Genomic DNA, 22,736 nt, shown 5'->3' on the forward strand with positions numbered 1-22,736 from the left:
GCTCATCCTAGCGTATTCGGACGCGCCACCGCCTGGAGCGGGCTTGCTACTTCTTCACCAGCGGGCAGGTCGACTTCGACAAGGGCATGAACGCCTGGTCGCCCGGCAGCGTTGCGACCAGCTTGTAGTAGTCCCACGGCCGCTTGGATTCCGACGGCTGCTTGACCTCGAACAGGTACATGTCATGCACCATCCGCCCGTCCTCGCGGATGCGGCCGTTGGTGGCGAAGAAGTCGTTGATGGGCATGGACTTCATCTGCTTCATCACGGCTTCCGGCGCGTCGGTGCCGGCCGCCTGCACCGCCTTCAGGTAGTGCATCACCGACGAATACGTGCCCGCCTGGCTCATGTTGGGCATCTTCTTGAGCTTGTCGTAATAGCGCTGCGACCAGGCGCGCGTCTGGTCATTCATGTCCCAGTAGAACGCTTCGGTCAAGGTGAGGCCGGCGGCGGCGTCCAGGCCGATGGCGTGGATGTCGTTGATGTACAGAAGCAGGCCGGCCATTTTCTGGCCGCCCTTGGTCAGGCCGAATTCGCTGGCCGCCTTGATGGCGTTAACCGTGTCGCCGCCCGCGTTCGCCAGGCCGACCACTTGCGCCTTGCTGGCCTGCGCTTGCAGCAGATAGGACGCAAAATCGCTGGACCCCAAAGGGTGGCGCGATGCGCCCAGCACCGTGCCGCCGTTGGCCTTGACGACCTCGGTGGCGGACGCTTGCAGTGTGTGGCCAAAGGCGTAGTCGGCCGTCAGGAAGTACCAGCTCTTGCCGCCCTTTTCAACGGTGGCGCGCGCCGTGGTGTTGGCCAGCGACCAGGTGTCGTAGGTGTAGTGCACCGAATAAGGCGAGCATAAATCGTTGGTGATGCGTTCCGTGCCTGGGCCGCTGAACACCACGATCTTCTTCTTTTCCCGGGCCACTTCCAGCACGGCCAGCGCGGGCGCGGACCCCGCCACGTCCATGATGGCGTCCACTTTCTGCGTGTCGTACCACTCGCGCGCCTTGGCGGCGGCGATGTCGGCCTTGTTCTGGTGGTCCACCACCATCAGGTCGATCTTCTTGCCCAGCACCGTGCCACCGAAATCGGCGATGGCCATCTCGGCGGCGGTGGCGCTGCCCTTGCCCGTCACGTCGGCGTACACGCCGCTCATGTCCAGGATCAGGCCCAGCCTGACGATGTCGTCAGAGATGGCGGCCGGCTGCTGCGCCCACGCCGGGGTGGCAGCCGCCGCCGCCAGGGCGGAAGCGGCGAACAAACGGGTAATCGTGCTGCGGCATTGCATGGAAATCCGGGGCATCTTGGCGTAAGCCATGGTTTGTCTCCTCTTGTGCCGGATCATGTGAAAACCTGCTGGCGCCTTGATGGCGCTCTGGCTTTTTTGGGGCGGGCCGCGAAAGTGGCGTGGACGGGCGATGGGCTCCTTGGGCGATGGTGGCGAGGGCGGGGCGGGGCCTGGGCCTTGACCCGTCAGCGCTGGGCCAGCAAATCGAATTCCATCCGCACTTTGCGAAACGGAAATTCCAGCCGCGCGAAATACACCACGCGACCGTCGATGCAGGCGTAGCGACGCAGCTCCGCCACCGGGGACGACACGGGAATCTGCAAGGATTCGGCCGACTCCTGGCCGGCTTCAATCACGTTCAACACCTGGCGCGCTTCGGTGATGCGGGTGCCGTAGAACTGGTCCAGCACGGGCGCCACGGTGCTTTTCTGGATGCGGGTGCGATGCTTGCGAAACAGTCCGCTTTCCAGGAACACTTCGCTGTAGCAAAAGGGGCCGGCATCCGTGGTGTGCACGCGCCGCAAATACTGGAACAGCCCGCTGCGGTCTGCCTCGCAAGGCATGCCCAGCGTGTCGGGCAAGGGGGAATCGGCGCTGGATTCCACCAGCGACACGGTGCCCAGCTGGTTGCTCAGTTCTACCGTTTCGGCCCAGGTCTTGGGTATCAGCAGCGTGGGCGTTTCCGGCAGTTCGGCGTTGACGAAGGTGCCCGACCCGCGTGAACGCCGGATCAACCCGTCCTGTTCCAACAGGCCGAACGCCTGCCGGATGGTCGCCCGCGAGATGCCATAGGTTTCCATCAGCGATTCCAGCGGCGGAATCTGTTGCCCCGGCCGCCAGGTTCGATTCTGGATATGGCTGCGAAACAGCGCCGCCGCTTGCAGGTAAAGCGGCTGGGGGCTGCGCGAAAAAAGCTTGCGGGCGGGCATGGGGTCAGGGCGCGGGCGGTGAGGAGGGATCCGAGAGCATAGCGTTTGCCATGTCGCGCAGCCGATGTTTCTGGATCTTGACCGAATTGGCGCTTTCCACCGAGGGAAAGGCGTCCAGCACCGTGTAACCCACCGGCACCTTGAAGCCGGCCATCGCCGCCTTGCACGCGGCGGTCCAGGCGGCGGGATCGGCATGCGCGCCGTCTTGCAGCAGCACAAAGGCGTAGGGCACGAACTTGCCATGGCGCATGGCACCCACCACCTGGCAGGCGCGCACGCCAGGCAGGGTTTCAACCACCTGTTCGATTTCCACGGGGTTCACCAGAAAGCCCGACAAGCGCAGCGAATCGCCCATGCGGGTCTGGAACACAAACTGGCGTTCGGTCAGCGTGTAGCCCAGGTCGCCCGTCTTGAAATAGCCGTCGGCGGTGACGGCGTTGCGGGTCGCCTCAGGGTTGTCCAGATAGCCTTGCATCAGGCTGGGCGACAGGATTTCGATTTCGCCCGATTGGCCGTGCGGCAGCACTTGGCCGCTGTCCGGGTCGCGGGCGCGCACGCGGGCGTCGGGGTAGATCAGGGTGCCGCCGGGCTGGTGCAGGGCCGCCACGTCGCCCTGGGCCGGATCGCGGGGCTGGCCCGCCACCAGCGCGATCAGTTCGCTGGAGCCGTACAGGCCGGTCAAGGGCACGCCGGCCTGGCGCGCCAGGTCCAGCATGTTGTCCAGCGCGGGCGTGAAACTGGCAAAGCCGAACAGCCGGGCGGACTGGAACGCGCTGGCCGGCGCCGCCTGCATCATGCCCACCAACGCTTCATTGTTGGCATAGGTGTGCGTGACGGCATGGCGGGCGATGGCGTCGGCCGATTCGGCGGCGTTGAATACGGGCGCGCATACCACCGGCACGCCCCGCGCCAGGCCACCCACCAAGGTGGCAAAGCCGAACGCGCCGCAAAACGGTGCGCTGGCCAGGATGCAGCTGTCGTCGTCGTACTCGAAAGCGTCAGCCACCGTGGCACCGTGGCGCAGCAGCGTTTGCTGGTCGTGCAATACGAATTTGGGCTTGGACGTGGTGCCGGACGTGGTGAAGCACAGCACCCCGGCGTTGCCGTGCGGGGAAGGGGGCCGGGCCTGGGTGGCGAGCAGGTCGGCATAGCGATGCGCGGGCTTGCCATGCAGGGATGCGAAGGGGGCGCCCGCGTCAGAGTCGGCAATGGCCACGACGCCTTGCAGGCGCGTCAACTCCTGTGCCGGCACGTCGGCCAGAATGCCCGCGAAATCAATGCCCTTGAACCCCGGCCAGAACACCAGCCAGTCTGCCTGGCCCCGTCCCAATATGTCGGCCACTTCCAGCGCGCGAAAGCGCGTGTTGACGGCCAGCACCAGCGCGCCCAGATGCGCGCACGCCAGAAAGGACTCTACCCAGGCGGCGCAGTTGGGCAACCACAGCGCCACGCGGTGCCCGGGCCGCACGCCGATATGCGCCAGGCCCGCCGCCAACGCGCGGCTTTGATCGCGTAGCTGCCGCGCGCTGATCGGCACGTTCTGGTCGATCAGCAGGCTGGCGTCGGGGCGGCGGTCTGCCAGCGCGTCCAGGTGCGCGGCAAAGGTCGAAAAAGGCTGCGTCATGGCTTACACCGTGGCAATGGGCGTCACGGGTGAACCCACCGCGCCGGGCATGCGCAGCGGCGGGGCGGTCAACAGGAAGCGGTTGCGCCCGTTGGCGTGCAGCCAATCGGCCAGGTCCTTCAAATACCAAAGCTCGGCCAGCGGCACCCCCAGCTTGAACAGGCAATGGTGATGCAGCGGCAGGATGGAATGGCCGGGGCCGGATGTGCGGGCCGGGTACGATTCCACGGCGTAGTTGTCGGCGCAGATGGCGGCCACGCCGCTGGCGCTGATCCAGTCCAGCAAGGCGCTGTCGGCGCCGTCCAGCACCGCGCCGGTCTGTTCAAGCGCGTGCGGGTCCGGCTGGCCGTTCATTTCGATCAGGCGTTCGGCAAAACCGGTGCGCAGCACCAGCATGTCGCCCGTTTCTACTTGCACATTCTGTTCGCGCATGGCCGCTTGCAGCTGCTCATGACCGACCAAGGTGCGGCCCGGGCCGAACGCGCGTTCCAGGTCCACCAGCACGCCGCGCCCCTGCATGCCCTTTTCGGCATAGCGGCTGACGCTGAGCTTGCGCGCGAACGAGCCGCCGGGTGGGCAGCAGGCGTCGGCCGACGTATCCGGGTCAGTGCCGCCAAACACGTCCACGCCCGCGGCGTAGCCGTTGTAGTAGACGCGGCGCGCTTCGCCGTCGCCCTGGATGTCGAACAGCGCGCCGACGTGGCACAGGCCATCCCATTGCGTGGAATATTGCATCGACAGCGTGACCTGGTCGTCGGACAGCACGTCAACGGCCTCGGGCTGCAACTGCGACATCGCAAAGTTCAGGTACGGCGTGCCTTCACGGAACGTGGGTTTCAGCGTGGGTGCATGGCGGCGGGGGTTGAGCACGTTGCCGCCAGGCAGGTCCAGCGGCAGCGACAGGCAGAACACCTTGCCCGCGCGCACTTCGCGCACCGCCTGCAAAACCTTTTCCTCGGTCAGCAGGTTCAGCCGACCCAACTCGTCGTCGGGGCCGAAGTCGCCCCAGGTCGATCCTTCGGGGCGTTGCGTCCAGCGTTTCATTGCTTGTCTCCTATTCGATTTCTATGTTTTTATAACTATAGTACGTATTTACGTACTTTGAGCGGGCGTCGTAACAAGCTGCCGTTTTCGCCCTCGTTCAATTCAAAAGAAATCCGCAAACAGCGGGTTCGACAGGAGACAAGTTCATGACCCAATCCGTTTCCCCGCGCGTCGGGCGGCGCCGGCTGGCGCTGGCCGCCCTGGCGCTGTTGGCGTTGCCCGTGGCGCATGCCGCGGGCTATCCCGACCACCCTGTGACCGTGGTGGTGCCGTATCCCCCGGGCGGCGGCGCCGACATCTTTGGTCGCGCCATCGCCAATGCCTTGCAACCCGGGCTCAAGCAGACGGTGCTGGTCGAAAACAAGCCCGGCGCGGGCGGCAACATCGGCATGGCTTACGTGGCGCGCGCCAAGGCCGACGGCTACACGCTGGGCCTGGGCACCATCGGCACGCAGACCATCAACCAGTTCCTGTACAGCAACATGGCGTTTGATCCCGAACGCGATCTGGTGCCGATTGCCTTGGTGTCCACCACGCCCAACGTGATTGCCGTCAGCGCAAAGTCGCCCTACAAGACGGTGGCCGACGTCATCCGCGCGGCCAAGCAGTCGCCCGACAAGAAGCTGACCTACGCGTCGCCGGGCATCGGCTCGTCGGTGCACCTGACCGGCGCCTACTTCGAAGCGATGGCGGGCGTGATGATGTTGCACGTGCCGTTCAAGGGCACGTCGGCGTCGCTGCCGGCCGTGGCGGGCGGGCAGGTGGACCTTTTGTTCGACAACCTGCCCGGCGCGCTGGCGCAGATCAAGGACGGCAACCTGGTGCGCGGCGTGGCCGTGACGTCGGCCGAACGCGACGCGTCGGTGCCCAATCTGCCGACCGTTGCCGAATCCGGCTTGCCCGGTTTTGACGTGACGGCGTGGTTCGCCTTGTATGCCCCGCGCGACACGCCGGCGCCGGTGGTCAAGCAGCTGATCGAGGCGGCGCGCAGCGGCTTGCAAAGCGCTGCCGTGGCGACGAATTTCGCCACCATGGGTGCAAAACCCGGTACGCTTTTCGGCCCTGACCTGGCCGCCTTCGAACGCGCCGAGCGCAAGAAATGGGGCGGGCTCATCAAAGACCAAGGAATCACCGCGCAATGAACACGCCCATCGCACTTGTCACCGGCGGCAGCCGCGGCATCGGCCGCGCCATCGTCGCCCGCCTGCTTCGCGACGGCTATCAGGTCGTCAATTTCAGCCGCCGTCCGCCCGATGCGGTGCTGCCGGGCGAGACTTTCCGTTCGGTCGACCTGGGCGATGCGGCCGCCACGCGCCAGGCCGCGCAAGCGCTTGCGGCCGAGCGCCGTGTGCTGCACCTGGTGAACAACGCCGGCATGATTCAGGTGGCGGATATCGCAGACGTGACCGAGGCCGATCTCCAGCGCACGCTGGCCTTGAACCTGACCGCGCCCGTGCTGCTGCTACAGGCGCTGCTGCCTGCGATGCGCGAGGCGAAGTACGGGCGCGTGGTCAATATCGGCAGCCGCGCGGCGCTGGGCAAGGGCGGGCGCACGGTCTATGGCGCGTCCAAGGCCGGGCTGGCCGGCATGACGCGCACGTGGGCGCTGGAACTGGCGGCGGACGGCATCACGGTGAACACCGTGGCGCCCGGGCCGATCGCCACTGAATTGTTCAACCAGTCCAACCCCCCGGGGGCGCCGAAGACGCTGGCCTTGGAAGCGTCCATTCCGGTGCAGCGGGTGGGTCAGCCGGAAGAAGTTGCGCACAGCGTCGCGATGTTTCTGGACCGGCAGGCGGGGTTCATGACCGGGCAACTGCTGTATGTCTGCGGCGGGATGTCGGTGGGTCTGGCCGGCTGACGCGGGTCGGGGCGCCGGGGTCGCGGCGCGGCGCGGCCCGGCATCCGGGCGCGGCGCACGCGGCCTATTGCGGCTTCCATACGCGGCCATCCGAGGAACGGAAGCGGCCGCCGGTCGCGCAGCATCCGCCCGCGCCCATCGCCATTTCACCGATCTCGGCTTCCACCATCTTGCCCACGCGGCTTAGCGACTGCCGCTGGCAGTCCATGAACGACGGGTAGAACTCCGGCTCCAATACCTTGGTCCAGCGACGCGCGCCGGATGAACTTTCCGGATCGGCTTCGTTCAGGTAGACCTCGCAATCGTTGACGATCAGGTGCACCGGCTGGCCGTTAAGATCGCCTTTGAACTCGCGGCTGGGCGTCAGGTCCTTGAACAAGCGCTGTTCCAGGGTCAGCTTGGGCGGGCCGGCGGGGTCATCGCAACCGGCCAGCAGCGGCAGGGCAAGGCCCACGGCCAACAGCGCAACGGCACGGCGCAAGGGCGTGTAAGGGGCAGCGGGTGTGGTCATGGAGCGGGCCTGTTGTGGAGTGGCCCGACAAGTTGCCGGACCGATTTTTTCGACATCTTACCGGTCGCCTGCAACGCGCTGGCCCGTTCCTGGCGCAAGCGCCGCAGCACTTCGGTGGGCGCCACGCCGAAGTGCGCGGCAAATTTACGCTGGAACGTGCGGCGCGACATATGGCAGGCATCGGCCATGTCGTCCACTGTCCAGCGGGCCGACAGCTTTGCCTCGATCTTCTCGACCAGGTCCCGGAACGGCGCGGACACGCGGTCCTGCAAGCGCAGCGTCTGGCTGTATTGGCGCTGATCGCCATCGCGCCGCATGAAGACCACCAGCCGCCGCGCCACCTGCTGCGATAGCGCCGCGCCAAAGTCGCGTTCGATCAGCGCCAGCGCCAGGTCGATGCCCGCCGTCACCCCCGCCGACGTCCAGTACTTGCCGCTTTCGATGAAGATGCGGTCGTCTTGCACGCGCAGCGCGGGATACATCAGCCGGAGTCGGTCCGCGGACCGCCAATGCGTGGTGACCGCGCGGCCATTGAGCAGGCCGGCGGCGGCCAGCACGAAGGCGCCCGTGCAAACGCTGCACGTACGCGGGGCAAGGGCGTCGCGGCGTCGCAGCCAGGCCATGGTTTCGGCGTGGGCGCTGGCGCGGTCCACCCCCGGGCCGCCCGGCACGAACATCATGTCGATCGGTGCATCGGCATCGTGTTCGAAGGTGCCATCCACCTGCATGCGCAGGCCCTGTTCCCAGGTGGCGACCACCGGCGTTGCCGCGATGGTGCGCAGTTGGTAGAGCGGTTTGCCGGCCTCTTCGTTGGCGGACGTGAATGCCTGCCAGGGGCCCGCCAGATCCAGCGGCTGGAAGCCGTCGTACAGCAGGAACAGCACGCGTTGTGGCGCAAATTCATCCGCTTCTGGCGCACCGGCGCGGGCGCGTCCGCCTATGCTGGACGCTGGCGTTTTCAAGGGAGCATCGTCATGCATGTGAATTTTCTCTTGTTCGAAGGGCTGACCCAGCTGGATATGACCGGGCCCTACGAGGTCTTGGCGAACGCGCCGGGCTTCACGGTGGATTTTGTCGCAAAAACCCGCGATCCGGTACGGTGCGATCGCGGCTTGCAATTCGTGCCCACGCAAACGCTGGCGTCGGCACGGCAATGCGACCTGCTGGTGGTGCCGGGCGGGCCGGGCACGGATGATGCCATCGTCGATGCCGATTGGGTGGCCTTCACGCGGCAGCAGGGCTTGGCGGCGCGCTATTTGTTCGGCATCTGCACCGGTTCGTTGTTGCTGGGCGCGGCGGGGCTGCTGCGCGGCAAGCGCGCGTCCAGCCACTGGCGCGCCCGCGAACTGCTGTCGCGCTTTGGTGCGATCCCCAACGAAGAACGCTTGTGCGTGGACGGCAACATCTACACGGCCGGTGGCGTCACGTCGGGCATCGACATGGGCTTGAAGGTGGTGGCGGCGCTATGCGGGGAAGACGTCGCCAAGCTGATCCAGTTGCAAATCGAATACGACCCCAAACCGCCGTTCCCCGGCGGCACGCCCCGCACCTCCGAGCCCGCCGTGGTCGAGCGTTATCTGGCGATGTCGCAGGCGCGCTTTGACCGTCGCGCCGCGCGGGTGGATCAGGCGGCGGCCAATATGCCGTCGTGAAGACAGCGTGGGCTACTTGCTCAGGTGGTCCAGCGGAAGCGGGCTTTGGGGCTTGACGGTTTGAATGGCGAAGTTGCTGCGGATGTCTTTCACGCCGGTCAGCTTCAATAGCGTGCCCAGCAAAAAGCGCTCGTATCCGCGCAGGTCCGGCACCACCACTTGCAGCAGGAAGTCAGACTCGCCCGATACCAGGTGCGCCGCAATGACTTCGGGCAGGGCGCTGACTTCCTTGCGGAACTGCTCGGCGTCGCGCTCGTGGTGCCGCTCGACCTTCACCCCAACGAATACGGTCAGGCCCAGGCCCACTTCGTCGGGCGCCAGCCGGGCTTCGTAGCCCTGAATGACGCCCGATTCTTCCAGCATGCGCACCCGCCGCAGGCAGGGCGATGGCGACAGGCCAATTTGCTCGGCCAGCTCAACATTGGTCAGGCGGCCGTTCTTCTGCAAGGCTTCAAGAATGCGGCGGTCGTAGGCGTCCAGTTCATGTTTTGGCATGGAATTTAGCAAAGGGATAGTTTATTAGCGCAATGTGCCAACCATCATAGTTTGCTTGGCATGAATCGCAAGCACATGCTAGCCCGATTTCTCTAGAATCACCGCGTTGAAGAGCATACGCGGGAGCGCGGATATGGCCGATATGGCGTTGTTTCTTGGGGCGTTGCTGATTGTGTACGTGGTGCCGGGCCCGGACATGATCCTGTTGCTGGAAACGGGCGTGCTGCGCGGGCGCGGGCAGGCGCTGGCGGTGGCCGTGGGGCTGGCCCTTGCACGCGCCGCGCACGTGACCCTGGCCGCGTTGGGCCTGGCAGCTTTGTTCAAGACCCATCCCTGGGCCTTCGACGCCGCGCGCACGGTGGGCGGCTGTTATCTCATGTGGTTGGGCGTGAAGCTGTTGCGCGCCAAGCCAGTCGTGCTTGATGCCACCGGCCAGCCGGCCGCGCGCGGCAAGGGCCTGGGCGCCGCCTTGCTAAGCGGCGTGTTGACCAATGTGCTCAACCCCAAGGCCCTGCTGTTTTGCTCGGTGCTGCTGCCGCAGTTCGTGTCGCCCGCGCATGGGTCCATCGGGCAACAGTTTGCGGTGCTGGGCGTCATACTCGTCAGCTTGGGGCTGACGTTCGATGTGATATGCGCCTTGGCGGGCGGGGCGGTGGGGCGCTGGATGTCTGCCAGCCCCCGTGCCCAAAAGGTGCAAGGCATGGTCTTCGGCACGGCGCTGATTGCCTTCGGCCTGCGCCTGACCTTCGCGCAGCGCCCGGCCTGAAGCCGGGAAGCGGGGCGGACGTTGGGCATTGGCCAGACGCCCCGCGCCGGCCGCTTTCCGCGTCTTGCCCCTTACTTGCCGAAAGCAAATTCCCCGGTGTCCACGTCGTCGTTGTCCACCTGTTCTTGCACGGGCGGGGGCGTGGCGCCGTCTTGCAGCATTTCAGCCGGCGTCATGCCCTTGGTCAGTTCCAGGGCCTGGCGTTCAAACAGGCGCCGGTACAGGCCACCCTTCAAGCGAATCAGCTGGTCATGGCTGCCTTCTTCAATGATGCGGCCATGGTCCATCACCAGCAGTCGGTCCAGCGCGCGCACCGTCGACAGCCGGTGCGCCACCACCAGCGTCGTGCGGCCCACCATCAGGCGGTCCATGGCCTGCTGGATCAGCACCTCGCTTTCGCTGTCCAGGCTGGACGTGGCTTCGTCCAGGATCAGGATGGGTGAATCCGCCAGGAAGGCCCGCGCAATCGCCACGCGCTGGCGCTCGCCGCCCGACAGCTTCACGCCGCGTTCGCCCACCAGCGTGTCGTAACCCTTCGGTAGCGACATGATGAAATCATGCGCGCTGGCCAGCCGGGCTGCTTTTTCGATGTCGGCCTGCGTGGCGCCGGGGCGGGCATAGGCGATGTTCTCCGCCAACGTGCGATGAAACAGCACGGGGTCCTGCTGCACGATCGCGATCTGGCCGCGCAGCGACGCCTGCTTCACCTGGGCAATGTCCTGCCCGTCGATTGTGATGCGGCCTTCGTTCACGTCATACAGACGCTGGATCAGCTTGATGAACGTGGTCTTGCCCGACCCGGAATGGCCCACCAGCCCGACGCGTTCGCCCGGCGCGATGCGCGCCGAGAACTTGTCGTACAGCGGCGTGTTGTGTGCGCCATAGCGAAAGGTCACGTCTTCAAAACGGATCTCGCCCGCCTTGACCTGGATGGTTCCCGCGCCCGGCCGGTCGGCCACGCCCAAGGGCTGGCGTTCCATCGCCACCAGTTCTTCCATGTCGTTGACCGAGCGTTGCAGGTTGCGGATGTGCATGCCCACGTCGCGCAGATAGCCTTGCAGCACGAAGAACATCGTGAGCGTGAACGTGATGTCGCCCACCGTGGCCTGGTTGCGCGACCACAGCAGCAAGGAGGCGCCCAGGATGGCCGCCTGCATCGCCACCAGCATCGCGCCCTGGATGCCGCCGTTCAGCGTCGCGCGCACCCAGGTGCGGCGCGTGCGGTTGCGCCACTTGTTCACCACGCGATCCAGCCGCACCTCTTCACGCGTTTCGGCGCCAAATGCCTTGACCACCGCGTTGCAGCTGACGGCGTCGGCCAGCGCGCCGCCCATGCGCGTGTCCCAGGCGTTGCCCAGGCGCGCGGCCGGCGCCACATAACCCAGCGACAGCGCCACGGTGACGGCGATGTACAGCACCGAGCCCAGCCCGACCACCAGCCCCATCACCGGCCAGTGCGCGCCCAACAACGCCGTGGCGCCCACCAACATGACCACCGACGGCAACAGCGCGATCAGCAGCGTGTCGTTCAGGATGTCCACGGCCCACATGCCGCGCGTGATCTTGCGTACGGTGGAACCCGCAAAGCTGTTGGCATGCCAATCCGTCGAAAAGCGCTGCACCCGGTAAAAGGCGTTCGACACAATGCCGTTCATCATCTTCAACGTGAACGTGATGATGTTCTGGAACACCGCCTGGCGCAGCAGCGTGCCGCCCACGCCCAGCGCCACCAACAGCCAGAAGGCGGTGATGGCGGCGCTCCAGGCCAGTTCGTCGCCGGACGAGCCGGACGCCACGGCGTCAACCAGGCGGCCGGCATACATCGGCGTCAGAATGTCGGCCACGGCCGACAGCAAGGCCAGCAGCACGATGACGACCGTGCGCCACGGTTGGAAGGCCCAATGCCGAAAGGTAAAGCCCAGGACGTCCTTGAAGGCCTGTCCTCGTAAGTCGATTTTTTTTCTAGCCATAACAATGGCCTGGCGGCACAAGACACGCCAGGATGTCCTTGTGATGAAAGAGGGAATGACATGCCGGGCGCAATGAGCGCCGGCGACTGCGTTTATGTGTTTGGGGCGGGCACGGAGGACCAGTCGCTAGGTAACGGTCTAGCGATGGGTCCGCGCGGGCGACGACTTAATGGCGTCGCGGGGACACGCGCGGGACGGCGTACGGCATGGGGTGATACATCATGCGGCCTCCCTGGCGGTAAGTGAAGTGAGGGAAAAAGAAATGGGCAAACGCCCGAATTGCTGATTCTATAGAGATGAGTTAAGGGAATCAACGGGGCGCCGCGCGCACACGCTTTCGATGTGGGTTTTTTTCAACGGCGACGGGTGCGCGGCTGGAAGGCGGCGAAGCCGGCCCAGCATTGCTGCGTGAAGTCGTACAGCGCATCTTGCGCCGTCAACGGTGTGCGCCCGGCCAGGCGCGCCAATACGTAATGGCCTTGGCGCTGCGGGTCGGGCGGCAGCGGCACTTCGACCAGTTGCCCCGCTTGCTGTTCACGCTGCGTTACGCAAATCACGCCCAGCAGCAGCGTGTCGGTGTGCAGCGCCAGGTCCACCAGCGGGTCCAGGTTTTCGCAACGCAAGGTGACCATCTGTTCGGGCGCGCCGCCCGGGCCCAGCGTCTCGGCAAGCCGCAGCGATACTTCGGGGCTTAACGTGCTGGACGCCACCGGGTACTGCCGTATGTGTTCGATGCCCACGTGCTTGTGCGCCAGGATCGGGTGGCCGGGGCGGCACACCATGCCGGCGCGCAGCGGCGCCAGCGGGCGCGTGTCGATGTCGGCGGCGTCATACAGCATGCGCGCATCGCAGACCATGGCGTCGATGCGTTCCGCGCGCAGCATGTCCAGCAGCGCGGCCGTGGCGCCCAGTTCGACGCCCACGCGCACCTGCGGGCGATTGGCCGCCATGTGCGCCAGAAAAGGCGATAGCAGCAACGAGGCCGGCGTTGGGCTCAGCCCGATGGTCAACGTGCCGGAATCGCCGCTATGCAGCGCTTTGAGTTCGCGTTGCAGCTCGGCTTCTTCGAAGCGCATGCGGCGCGCGCGTTCCGCCACGCAGGCGCCATAAGGCGTCAGGTGGACCTGGCGCGTGCCACGGTCCAGCAACGGCAAGCCCAGCTCGGCCTCCAGCGCCTGGATGCTGCGGCTTAAGGCGGGCTGCGACAAATTCACCTTTTGCGCCGCCAGCGAAAAAGTGCCGTATTCCACCACCGCCAGCAAGTGCTTGAGCTTTTGAAAATCCATAACCTTTCCGCATCAAAGTCATGACATAAATGCATTGGCATTATAAGTAATGCCTTCTTATCATGGTCCCCGACGGCGCTCGGCAGAGGCGCCGCATCCCGCGCCCGGGCACTCGCACGATGGGCGCGGCTTATCAATTTGGAGACAGATTCAATGAAGCAGCATTTGTTGTCGGCCGCCGTCTTGGCGGCCTGCGCCAGCGTGGGCGCGGCCCCGGCCTGGGCCCTGGAGCCATCCCGGAACGCGAATTCCGCCCCGCCGGCCATGCAAGGCTCGGCGCCCGTATCCGCCGCCACCGGTCAGGCGCCCCGCGCCGCGTCCAAGGCCGTCACGATCCGTCGCGATGGCTACGGCATGCCCCACGTGTACGCCGACACGGTGTATGGCCTGTTCTACGGCTACGGCTACGCGGTCGCGCAAGACCGCTTGTTCCAGATGGAGATGGCGCGCCGCAGCACGCAGGGCCTGGTCGCAGAAGTGCTGGGCGAAAAAATGGTGGCGTTCGACAAATCCATACGCGGCAACTTTTCGCCCGAACGCATCCAGCGCCAGCTTGCCGCGCTGCCCGATTCCGAACGCCAGATCCTGGACGGCTATGCCGCCGGCATGAATGCGTGGATCGCGCGCGTGCGGGCCGATCCCGGCACGTTGATGCCCAAGGAATTCAACGACCTGCAATTTCAGCCGGCCAACTGGACGGCCTATGACGTGGCGATGGTGTTTGTGGGCACCATGGCCAACCGGTTCTCGGATGCCAACAGCGAAGTCGACAACCTTGCCCTGCTGACCGCCTTGAAAGACAGGCACGGCGAGGCTCGCGCGATGCAGATCTTCAACCAGCTGCGCTGGATGACCGACAGCCGCGCGCCCACCACCGTGCCCGAAGAAGAGGGCGTGTATCAGCCGGGAACCCCGTCCGCCGGGGCGCCGGCGCCGGCCAAGCTGTCGTACGCCTTGCCGCGCTACGACGGCACGCCGCCCATGCTGGAACGCGTGGCGCGCGACCCGCAAACGCGCGGTGTGCTGTCCGACCAGTCCAACGACGTGGCCACCGACGCGCCAGCCCGCATGCTGGCGCAGTTCGCTGAATCAGGCCAACCCGGCATCGCCGGCTTTCCCACCACCAGCAATATGTGGATCGTGGGCCGCGAGCACGCCAAGGACGCTAAGTCCATCTTGTTGAACGGCCCGCAATTCGGCTGGTGGAACCCCGCCTACACCTATGGCATCGGCCTGCACGGCGCAGGGTTCGACGTGGTGGGCAACACCCCGTTCGCCTATCCCAGCATCCTGTTCGGCCACAACGCCCACGTCACCTGGGGCTCGACGGCAGGCTTTGGCGACGACGTCGACATCTATGCCGAAAAGCTCGACCCCGCCGACCGCACCCGTTATTTCCATGACGGCCAATGGAAGACGATGGAAAAGCGCACCGAGCTTATCCTGGTCAAGGGCGGCCAGCCGGTGCTGATGGACGTCTACCGCACGGTGCACGGCATCGTCACCAAGTTCGACGACAAGCAGCATGTGGCCTACGCCAAGGCGCGCGCCTGGGAAGGCTACGAGCTGCAATCGCTGATGGCCTGGACGCACAAGACGCAGGTGCGCAATTGGGACGAATGGAAGCAGCAGGCCGCGCGCCACGCGCTGACCATCAACTGGTACTACGCGGACGATCGCGGCAACATCGGCTACGCCCACACCGGCTTTTATCCCAAGCGCAAACCCGGCCACGACCCGCGCCTGCCCGTGCCCGGCACCGGCGAAATGGACTGGGACGGCATGCTGCCGTTTGCCACCAATCCGCAGGTCTACAACCCGCGCCAGGGCTTTATCGGCAACTGGAACAACCAGCCCATGCGCGGCTATCCTTCAACCGACCTGTTCGCCATCGTATGGGGCCAGGCCGACCGCTACGCCGAAATCGAAACGCGGCTGAAAGCCATGACGGCCAACGGCGGCAAGGTCAGCGCGCAGCAGATGTGGGACCTGATCCGCACCACCAGCTACGCCGACGTGAACCGCCGCCATTTCCTGCCGTTCCTGCAACGGGCGGTGGCGGGCTTGCCGGCCGATGATGCCCGCGCCAAGCTGGTGGCCGGGCTGACCGCCTGGGACGGCATGGGCACCAGCGACAAGCAGCCGGGCTACTACGACAACAACGGCCCGGCCGTGATGGACGCGTGGCTGCGCGCCATGCTGCGCGCGACCTTGGCCGACGACATGCCGGCCGACTTCTTCAAGTGGTACAGCGCTACCGGGTACCCCACGCCGGCCGCGCCGGCCGTGGGGTCACTGAACCTGACGGTGGGCGTGAAGGTGTTGTTCAACGCGCTGGCCGGCCCCGCTGCCGGCGTGCCGCAAACTTACGACTTCTTCAACGGCAAGCGCCCGGAATCCGTGACCCTTGCCGCACTGGACGAAGCCCTGGCCAACTTGCAAAAGACCTATGGACAGGACCCGGCCGCGTGGCGCATCCCGGCCGCGCCGATGGTGTTTGCGCCCAAGAACTTCCTGGGCGTGCCGCAGGCGGACGACAAGGCGGTGCTGAGCTTTCCGTCCACCCAGAACCGGGGCACCGAAAACAACATGACGGTGTTCGACGGCAAGGGCGTGCGGGCGGTGGACGTGGTGGCGCCGGGCCAAAGCGGCTTTGTCGCCCCGGACGGCACGGCGTCGGCGCACACGCGTGACCAGTTCGACATGTATCGGGACTTCGGCAGCAAGCGTGTCTGGTTCACGCCCGCCGAAGTGCGCGCCAACGCTAAGTCGGTAGAGACGTTGCGCTACTGACCGCGTACCCACCCTGGTGGCTTGCCAGGCGCGCATAAGCCCCTTGCCTGGCAAGCAATTGGTCGTGCGTGCCGGCCTCGGCCAGCGTGCCGCGGTCCAGCACCAGGATCAGGTCGGCATTGCGGATGGTGGACAGGCGGTGCGCAATCACCAGCGTCGTGCGGTGCTGCATCAGCGCGTCCAGCGCGCCTCGCACCTGTAGCTCGGACAAGGTGTCCAGGTGCGAGGTCGCTTCGTCCAGAATCAGCACGGGTGCATTTTTCAAGAAGGCCCGCGCAATCGAAATGCGCTGGCGCTGGCCGCCCGATAACTGCATGCCGCGTTCGCCGACGGGCGTTGCCAGGCCGTCGGGCAGCTGCTTGACGAAGTCGGTCAGCGCCGCCTGGGCCAGCGCGCGCCCCACCTCGTCGGGCGTGGCCTCGGGCCGCGCCAGCCGGATGTTTGCTTCCAGCGTGTCGTTGAACAGATAGGTGTCCTGGGTAACCAGGGCCACGCGTTCGCGCAGGCCATCCAGTTGCAGTTGACGCACGTCCATGCCGTCCAGCTTGACCGCGCCCAGGCGGGGGTCCCAGAAGCGCAGCAACAGACTGGCCACCGTGCTTTTGCCCGCACCCGATGCGCCCACGATGGCCACCGTGGCGCCGGCCGGCACCTTGAAGCTAAGGTCCTTCAGCGTGTCTTCCGCTTTGCCGGGATACGCGAAGCTGACGTGTTCAAACGCCAGCGCCAGGCCGTGTGTAGCGACAGGTGGCGACAGCGGTCCGTCGGCCACGGGCTCGGGTTCGTTGCTGACCACGTGCAGCCGGCGCGTGGCCGCGATGGTGTCGGCCAACTGGCGGCTGACCTGCGAAATTTCCGAAACGGGCAGGAAGGTCGCCATGGCGATCAGCACCAGCAACGGCAGCATGCCGGCCGACAGTGCGCCGGCTGACACCTGCAACGCGCCCACCACCGCCACCGCCAAGCCGCCCAGGCCCATCGCCACTTCAAACCAGGCGTTCTGCTTGGACAGGTCCCGCAGGATGGCAAGGCGCCGCACGCGGTAGGCGTCGGCTACTTTCAAGAATTCGGCACGGCGGCGGCCGGTGGCCTGGAATGCGGTCAGGTCAGCCAGCCCCTGGATGGTGTCCGTGGCGTGCGCGCTCATTTCGCCCAAGGCCTGGCGCGCCTTGTCGCCCAGGGCGTCAACGTGACGGCGGCCGCGCACGGGCGAGATCAGCGCGTAGGCCAGGAAGGGCAGTAGCGCCAGCGCTACCGGCCAGCTGTAAACGGCCAAAAAGCCCAGCACCGACAGCGGCACCAGCACCGACACGATGGCCGGGGCGATGGTGTGCGCGTAGAAATACTCGACCATTTCGACGTCCTGCGTGGCCAGTGCCACCAGGTCGCCAGAACGGCGCTGCAACAGGTAGGCGGGCGCCAGCCGTTCCAGCTTGTCGAACAGCTTGACCCGCATGTCGGCCAGCAACTGATACGCCATCGCATGCGCCAACCATGACTCCAGCCAATGGAACAGCGCGGCCAGTGGCGCGCAGACCAGCAGGCCCGCCACCAGGCCGCCGATATCGCGGCCGTCGCGGATTGCGGCCACGATCAGGGCGCTGAACACGCCGACGCCGATAAAGGCCGCCACGCGCGCCACGCCCAGCAGGATGGTGGCCGTCAACGTGCCGCGCCATGGCTTGACCACGGACAACAGTGTGCCTAGCGTGGCACGCCAGCCGACTTGTTGGGCGTCGGCGTCCAGCGGGCGCAGGGCAGGGCCTTGGGTGCGGTCGTCGTTGTCTTGCACGGGGTTGGCGGGGTCGGCGGCGCGGGTGTGGGTGGTGTTGGCGGCTGCGTCATTGCCCGCTTCCATGCCTTGCCGCGCCGCGAACCCCACCCCCGCCGACGGGTTCTCGTGCGCCTCGGCTTGTTCGTGCATCAGCCGGTAGTACAACCCGCGCTGCCGCATCAACTGCGCGTGCGGGCCGGCTTCAACGATGCGCCCGTGGTCCAGCACCAGGTTGCGGTCGGCGCCGATCACGCTGGCCAGCCGATGCGCCAGGATCAGCGTGGTGCGGCCCGCCATCAGGCGGTCCAGCGCCTGCTGGATCAGCGCTTCGTTTTCGGTGTCCACCGATGACAGCGCTTCGTCCAGGATCAGGATCGGCGCGTCGCGCAACAGGGCGCGGGCAATGGCCACGCGCTGGCGCTGGCCGCCCGACAATTGCAGGCCGCGCTCGCCGATACGCGTGGCATATCCGGCGGGCAGCGCCATGATGAAGTCATCGATATTCGCGGCGCGGGCGGCGGCGCGCACCTGTTCATGCGTGGCGTCCGGCCGACCCAGCCGCAGGTTGTCGTCGATGGTGCCGTGAAACAGCGTGATGTCCTGGCTGACCAGCGCGATCTGCGACAGCAGCGTTTGGGTGTCCAGCGTGTTGACGTCGTGCCCGCCGACGCGGATGACGCCCGCCTGCGGCACGCATTCGCGCAGCAGCAGGCGCACGATGGTCGACTTGCCCGCGCCACTGGGGCCCACCACGCCGACCCGTTCGCCGGCCGCGATGCTGAACGCCAGCCCCTGATGCGCTGGGCGTTCGGGCGTGTAGGCGAACGCCACGTCGTCGAATTCGATCGTGGGCGCCAGCTTTCCGGATGCCGGAGCGGCGGCGACGGCGCGGTCGCCTTGTGCGCCGTCTCGGGCTACGGAGGCGGGCACGGAGCCGGGCACGGAGGCGGGCACGGACGAGGTGGCGGCCACAGGCACGGGCGTAAGCGGTTGCGCATCCATCAACGCATGGATGCTGACCGCCGCGGATTGGCCCAGCATGCCGCGATGCAAGACCGAGCGCAGGTCACGCAACGGCCGGAAAATCTCGGTGCCGGCCATCAGCACGATCAGCAGCGCTTCCACGCTCATGTCACCGGCGGCGACGCGCCACGCGCCCAGGGTCAGCGCCAGGGCGGCGCCCAGGGCCACGCCCAGATCGCTGATGCCGCGCGTCAGCAAGCTGACCGACAGCACCCAGAACGTGTTGTCGGACAGGCTGCGGGCGCGCTCGGCCAACCGCCGGCCCCACGCCTTGCCCTGCCCATAAGACTTCAAGGTAGGCAGGCCTTGCACCGCATCCAGAAAGTCTTCGCCGAACGCATTCAGCGCACGGGTGCGTGCCTGGCTGGCGCGGCGGTCCAGCATGTGCACGGCCATGGGGCCGAACAGGGCGAACAGTGCCGCCGCCAGAAACACCAGCGCCGTGGGCACGTCCCAGAACGCAATCACGGCAAAGATCGCAAAGGGCGCGACGGCCGCGATGGCCACTTGCGGCAGGTACTGGCCGAAAAACGTTTGCAGCTGCTCGACGCCATCGACCACCGTCAACATGACGCCGCCGGTACGCTGGTTGGCAAACCAGGCGGGTCCCAACGCGACGATGCGGTCATACAGCTTGCCGCGCAGGCTTTGCTGTATTTGCGCAGACGTGTGGTTGGCCTGCACGGTGCGCCAGTGGTCGAACAGCGCGCGCAGCAGCACCATCGCGCCCACGCACAGCGCGGGCGTGATCCAGTCTTGCCAGGGTGCGCCGTTGAACACGCGGGCCAGCAACTGGCCCAGGAAGACATACCGCGCAATGCCCGCGCCAAGCGCCAGCAGGCCAAGGAAAATGCCGCCCGCCATGCCGGCGCGCAATCCTGCCGTCAAGCGCCACAACCGAGAGTCGAAATACATGTCTATGCTCCATCCAGAGCCAGCATGGTCGCTGATCCGCCGGCTTCGCGATAGCGAGTGTTTTTCAATCATGGGTTGAGATAAACTCAACCCATGTCCGATCAGCCCAGCCACACGCCGCCCCTGGCCGCCCTGCGTGCCTTTGAAGCCGTTGCCCGCCTGGGCAGCCTCAGCCGCGCGGCTGCCGAACTGCATGTCACCAAGAGCGCGGTCAGCCATCAGCTGCGGGCATTGGAGGCGGATCTGGGCGTATCGCTGTTGCGGCGCGGCGGCACCGTACGCCGCGCCGAAACCACCCCGGCGGGCGGCGAGCTTCTGGCTTCCGTACAACAGGCCTTGACCCTTTTGGACACCGCCTGCCGCCAGGTCCGCGCCACGGCGCGGGGCAAGCGCCGCTACACATTGAACGTGTCGGCCAACCCGTCGCTGGCGGCGCTGTGGCTGGCGCCGCGCATCGGCCGCTTCATCGAACTGCACCCCGACATCGGCGTGCAGGTCTATCTGCACGCCAGCCAGGATCCCGCCTGGAAAAGCCAGGACATCGACCTGGCGTTTCTGCACGTGCGCACCGGCGGGCCGCATGTGGCCGAGGCCGGCGACATCGCGCTGATGACCGAAACCGTGGTGCCCGTGTGCAGCCCGGCCTTGATCCCCGAAGCCGACCGCAACGACCCGCGCGTGTTCCTGCGGCATCGCTGGCTGGAGGAAAAGCACATTGACAGCCCCGAAACCGATTGGCGAACCTGGAGCCCGCGCCTGGGGCTGGCGGAGTCCGATTGGCAGGAACCGATGGTGCTCAGCGGGCTGAGCACCGTGGTGGCCGCCGCCGCCGCGGGCGTGGGCATTGCCTTGGGCCGAGCGCCGCTGATCGACGAAGACCTGGCCAGCGGCCGGCTGGTGCCGCTGGTGCCGCATTTGCGGATGCCTGGGTCGTGGGGCTATGTCATGCGGGTGCACGCTAATCGCCCCATGGACGCATCGCTGCCCGCGCTGGTGGAATTCCTGGCCGAGGAAGGGCGCGGCAAGCTTGATGCGCAGCATCATGGGGCGCCGCAGGGCTGGCGTGTGGGAGATGCGGCGGGCGCTGCAAGGAAATGACGATGAGATCGAACGGGTATGGGGCGGGCCACGTTCGCGGGGCGCTGGCAGTCGGGTGTTTCGGGTTGTGGCTGAGCGTTGCGGCGGGCGGGGCAACGGCCGGCGCAACGGCCGGCGCAACTGACGGCGCAACTGACGGCGCTTCTTCCGACGTTGCGTTGGTACGGTGGGATGCCAGCGACCAAGCCGCCGGCGTGGCGCCGCCCGACACGCCGTGCCAGGACTTTCTGCAAACCCTGGGCAAAAAGCCGGTCTATCTTGAATACCTGGGCTGCGAGCAGGACGACGATTCCTACATCCAGCCGATGCAGGCGCACTATCGCGTCAGCGGTTCATTCGCCGCCAAGCTGGAAGGCTATCTGATGCACGAATTCGGCATGCCCGCGCTGGAATATGTCTGCTGCGGCTGGGCCAGCCCGGCCCCGTTCGCTTGGCGCGCGGGACCCGGCGGCGTGGCCTACGACATCGGCATGGGCGTCGAAACGCCACGCTTACCGCGCGAACAGTGGGGCCAGATTTCCAGCTTCAACGTCAGCGTCGGCATCATCCGCAAGAGTCCCTAGCGCGGGTCCGACGCCCGGGTCCGACGCCCGGGTCCGACGTCCGGGTCCGACGCCCGGGTCCGACGCCCGGGTCCGACACCCGGTTCATGCGCGGCGTCATGCGCGCCCATCATGCGCGCCCATCATGCGCGCGCATCAAGCGGCGCCACGTCCGGTGCAGGCGACGAGCCGGCCGCGCCCGCCGGCCAGGAAGCCAAAGTCAGCGCTCAGCCGCGACGCGCCGTCGTCTGCTTGAGCGCAGCGCCGACCATCGCCTGCACCACCGGGATGACCTTGTCGGCCAGGTCGGGGCGGTAGCCGTAGGGATACGTTTCGTCCATGTAGGTGGACTGGCACATTTCCAGTTGGATGGCGTGCACGTTGTCGCCCGGGGAACCGTAGTGACGCGTGATGTAGCCCCCCTTGAAGCGTCCGTTCACCGCCCAGGTGTAGTCCTTGCAGCTGTCCAGTTGCGCCTGCACGGCGGCCAGGATGTCGGGCGCGCAGGCCGCGCCGTCGGACGTGCCGATGTTCAGGTCGGGCAGCTTGCCTTCGAACAGGCGCGGCAGCACGCTGGCGATGGAATGCGCCTCCCACAGCAGCACGGTGCCGTGCTCGGCCTTGATGCGATCCAGTTCGCTGCGCAGCTGGGCGTGATACGGCTGCCAATAGGTTTGCAGGCGGTGCGCGCGCTCGGCGTCGGTCAGCACGCCTTCGTTCTGGTACAGCGCTTCGCCGCGAAAGGTCTGCGTCGGGCACAGGCCGGTTTTGGTCTGGCCGGGATACAGGCTTTCATCGTTGGGCGGGCGGTTCAGGTCCACCACGTAGCGCGAATAACGCGCGCCCAGCACCGACGCCCCCAGCGCCTGCGCAAATTGGTACAGCGTATCCAGATGCCAGTCGGTGTCGCCGGACTGCAAGGCCAGCGGCGTCATCTGCGGGCGCTGCGCATCGGGAATCTGGCTGCCAAGGTGAGGAATGGAGATCAGCAGGGGAGCGGTGCCACGGCTGAAATGAAAAAGATCGCTCAAGGGAAAACTCCGGGTCACAAAATAAAAATGCGGCAAGCTTCACGGTTGCGGTGTGGCGCCGTGTTTGGCGCCGTGTTTAGCGCCCGTGTTTGGCGTCCGTGTCTGGCGCCCGTGTCTGGCGCCCGTGTGTTGCGCCTGTATTT

18 protein-coding genes are annotated in these 22,736 nt (G+C 66.4%); 7 read left to right on the forward strand and 11 right to left on the reverse strand.

Translation table 11 applies throughout. The features are described 5' to 3' along the window. Positions 1-46: 46 nt before the first annotated feature. The 4 genes from V6F88_RS00895 to V6F88_RS00910 all read right to left on the reverse strand — a co-directional run bounded on the left by V6F88_RS00895 (position 47) and on the right by V6F88_RS00910 (position 4,876). Positions 47-1,309 (reverse strand): ABC transporter substrate-binding protein, encoded by a 1,263-nt coding sequence (locus V6F88_RS00895; protein WP_332607496.1) that lies wholly within the window; start codon positions 1,307-1,309, stop codon positions 47-49. A 155-nt stretch (positions 1,310-1,464) separates the two neighbouring features. Then, complete coding sequence (locus V6F88_RS00900) at positions 1,465-2,208, reverse strand: GntR family transcriptional regulator (RefSeq protein ID WP_332607497.1); 744 nt, start codon at positions 2,206-2,208, stop codon at positions 1,465-1,467. Positions 2,209-2,212: 4 nt separating this feature from the next. Beyond that, a complete protein-coding gene (locus V6F88_RS00905) occupies positions 2,213-3,832 on the reverse strand; it encodes an AMP-binding protein (RefSeq protein WP_332607498.1) in 1,620 nt (539 codons plus the stop codon). Between the two features lie 3 nt (positions 3,833-3,835). Then, positions 3,836-4,876 (reverse strand): cyclase family protein, encoded by a 1,041-nt coding sequence (locus tag V6F88_RS00910; protein WP_332607499.1) that lies wholly within the window; start codon positions 4,874-4,876, stop codon positions 3,836-3,838. A 146-nt stretch (positions 4,877-5,022) separates the two neighbouring features. On the opposite strand from V6F88_RS00910, the gene V6F88_RS00915 reads away from it, so the two are divergent. Together V6F88_RS00915 and V6F88_RS00920 are read left to right on the forward strand one after the other, a co-directional pair. Continuing rightward, on the forward strand, positions 5,023-6,018 hold the full coding sequence (locus tag V6F88_RS00915; RefSeq protein WP_332607500.1) for a Bug family tripartite tricarboxylate transporter substrate binding protein: 996 nt from the start codon (positions 5,023-5,025) through the stop codon (positions 6,016-6,018). Further along, complete coding sequence (locus tag V6F88_RS00920; RefSeq protein WP_332607501.1) at positions 6,015-6,737, forward strand: SDR family oxidoreductase; 723 nt, start codon at positions 6,015-6,017, stop codon at positions 6,735-6,737. The genes V6F88_RS00915 and V6F88_RS00920 overlap by 4 nt, the downstream gene beginning before the upstream one ends. Before the next feature lie 64 nt (positions 6,738-6,801). Here the strand turns inward: V6F88_RS00920 and V6F88_RS00925 are convergent, their stop codons facing one another. Together V6F88_RS00925 and V6F88_RS00930 are read right to left on the reverse strand one after the other, a co-directional pair. Beyond that, positions 6,802-7,248, reverse strand: a complete 447-nt coding sequence (locus V6F88_RS00925; protein WP_332607502.1) for a hypothetical protein — start codon at positions 7,246-7,248, stop codon at positions 6,802-6,804. Then, entirely contained in the window at positions 7,245-8,132 is an 888-nt protein-coding gene (locus V6F88_RS00930; protein ID WP_332608908.1) for a GlxA family transcriptional regulator, read from the reverse strand. The genes V6F88_RS00925 and V6F88_RS00930 overlap by 4 nt, the downstream gene beginning before the upstream one ends. Positions 8,133-8,222: 90 nt before the next feature. On the opposite strand from V6F88_RS00930, the gene V6F88_RS00935 reads away from it, so the two are divergent. Continuing rightward, positions 8,223-8,900 (forward strand): DJ-1/PfpI family protein, encoded by a 678-nt coding sequence (locus V6F88_RS00935; protein WP_332607503.1) that lies wholly within the window; start codon positions 8,223-8,225, stop codon positions 8,898-8,900. 12 nt (positions 8,901-8,912) lie between these two features. Here V6F88_RS00935 and V6F88_RS00940 read toward each other — a convergent pair whose 3' ends face one another. Further along, positions 8,913-9,395, reverse strand: a complete 483-nt coding sequence (locus tag V6F88_RS00940) for an Lrp/AsnC family transcriptional regulator (RefSeq protein ID WP_046804771.1) — start codon at positions 9,393-9,395, stop codon at positions 8,913-8,915. A 142-nt stretch (positions 9,396-9,537) separates the two neighbouring features. Here V6F88_RS00940 and V6F88_RS00945 point away from each other — a divergent pair, with 142 nt between their 5' ends. Continuing rightward, the gene (locus tag V6F88_RS00945) at positions 9,538-10,161 is read left to right on the forward strand and encodes a LysE family translocator (RefSeq protein ID WP_332607504.1); all 624 of its coding nucleotides are present in this window, start codon (positions 9,538-9,540) and stop codon (positions 10,159-10,161) included. Positions 10,162-10,232: 71 nt separating this feature from the next. On the opposite strand, the gene V6F88_RS00950 is transcribed toward V6F88_RS00945, so the two are convergent. Then, entirely contained in the window at positions 10,233-12,131 is a 1,899-nt protein-coding gene (locus V6F88_RS00950; protein WP_332607505.1) for an ABC transporter ATP-binding protein, read from the reverse strand. Between the two features lie 353 nt (positions 12,132-12,484). Continuing rightward, positions 12,485-13,417, reverse strand: coding sequence for a LysR family transcriptional regulator (locus V6F88_RS00955; RefSeq protein WP_332607506.1), 933 nt, complete (start codon positions 13,415-13,417; stop codon positions 12,485-12,487). A 153-nt stretch (positions 13,418-13,570) separates the two neighbouring features. On the opposite strand from V6F88_RS00955, the gene V6F88_RS00960 reads away from it, so the two are divergent. Then, positions 13,571-16,210 carry a penicillin G acylase gene (locus V6F88_RS00960; protein ID WP_332607507.1) on the forward strand — a complete coding sequence of 880 codons (2,640 nt, stop codon included), beginning with the start codon at positions 13,571-13,573 and terminating at the stop codon, positions 16,208-16,210. Here V6F88_RS00960 and V6F88_RS00965 read toward each other — a convergent pair. After that, the gene (locus V6F88_RS00965) at positions 16,182-19,922 is read right to left on the reverse strand and encodes an ABC transporter ATP-binding protein/permease (RefSeq protein WP_332607508.1); all 3,741 of its coding nucleotides are present in this window, start codon (positions 19,920-19,922) and stop codon (positions 16,182-16,184) included. The genes V6F88_RS00960 and V6F88_RS00965 overlap by 29 nt on opposite strands. A gap of 93 nt (positions 19,923-20,015) precedes the next feature. Here V6F88_RS00965 and V6F88_RS00970 point away from each other — a divergent pair, with 93 nt between their 5' ends. Further along, positions 20,016-21,020: a LysR substrate-binding domain-containing protein gene (locus V6F88_RS00970; protein WP_332607509.1), complete on the forward strand. Its 1,005-nt coding sequence runs from the start codon at positions 20,016-20,018 to the stop codon at positions 21,018-21,020. Positions 21,021-21,022: 2 nt separating this feature from the next. Then, a complete protein-coding gene (locus V6F88_RS00975; RefSeq protein ID WP_332607510.1) occupies positions 21,023-21,583 on the forward strand; it encodes a DUF4952 domain-containing protein in 561 nt (186 codons plus the stop codon). A gap of 206 nt (positions 21,584-21,789) precedes the next feature. Here V6F88_RS00975 and hutG read toward each other — a convergent pair whose 3' ends face one another. Continuing rightward, the gene (gene hutG, locus V6F88_RS00980; protein WP_332607511.1) at positions 21,790-22,593 is read right to left on the reverse strand and encodes an N-formylglutamate deformylase; all 804 of its coding nucleotides are present in this window, start codon (positions 22,591-22,593) and stop codon (positions 21,790-21,792) included. Between the last annotated feature and the right edge of the window lie 143 nt (positions 22,594-22,736).

The organism is Achromobacter sp. ESBL13 (assembly GCF_036668755.1).
GTDB lineage: Bacteria > Pseudomonadota > Gammaproteobacteria > Burkholderiales > Burkholderiaceae_B > Achromobacter.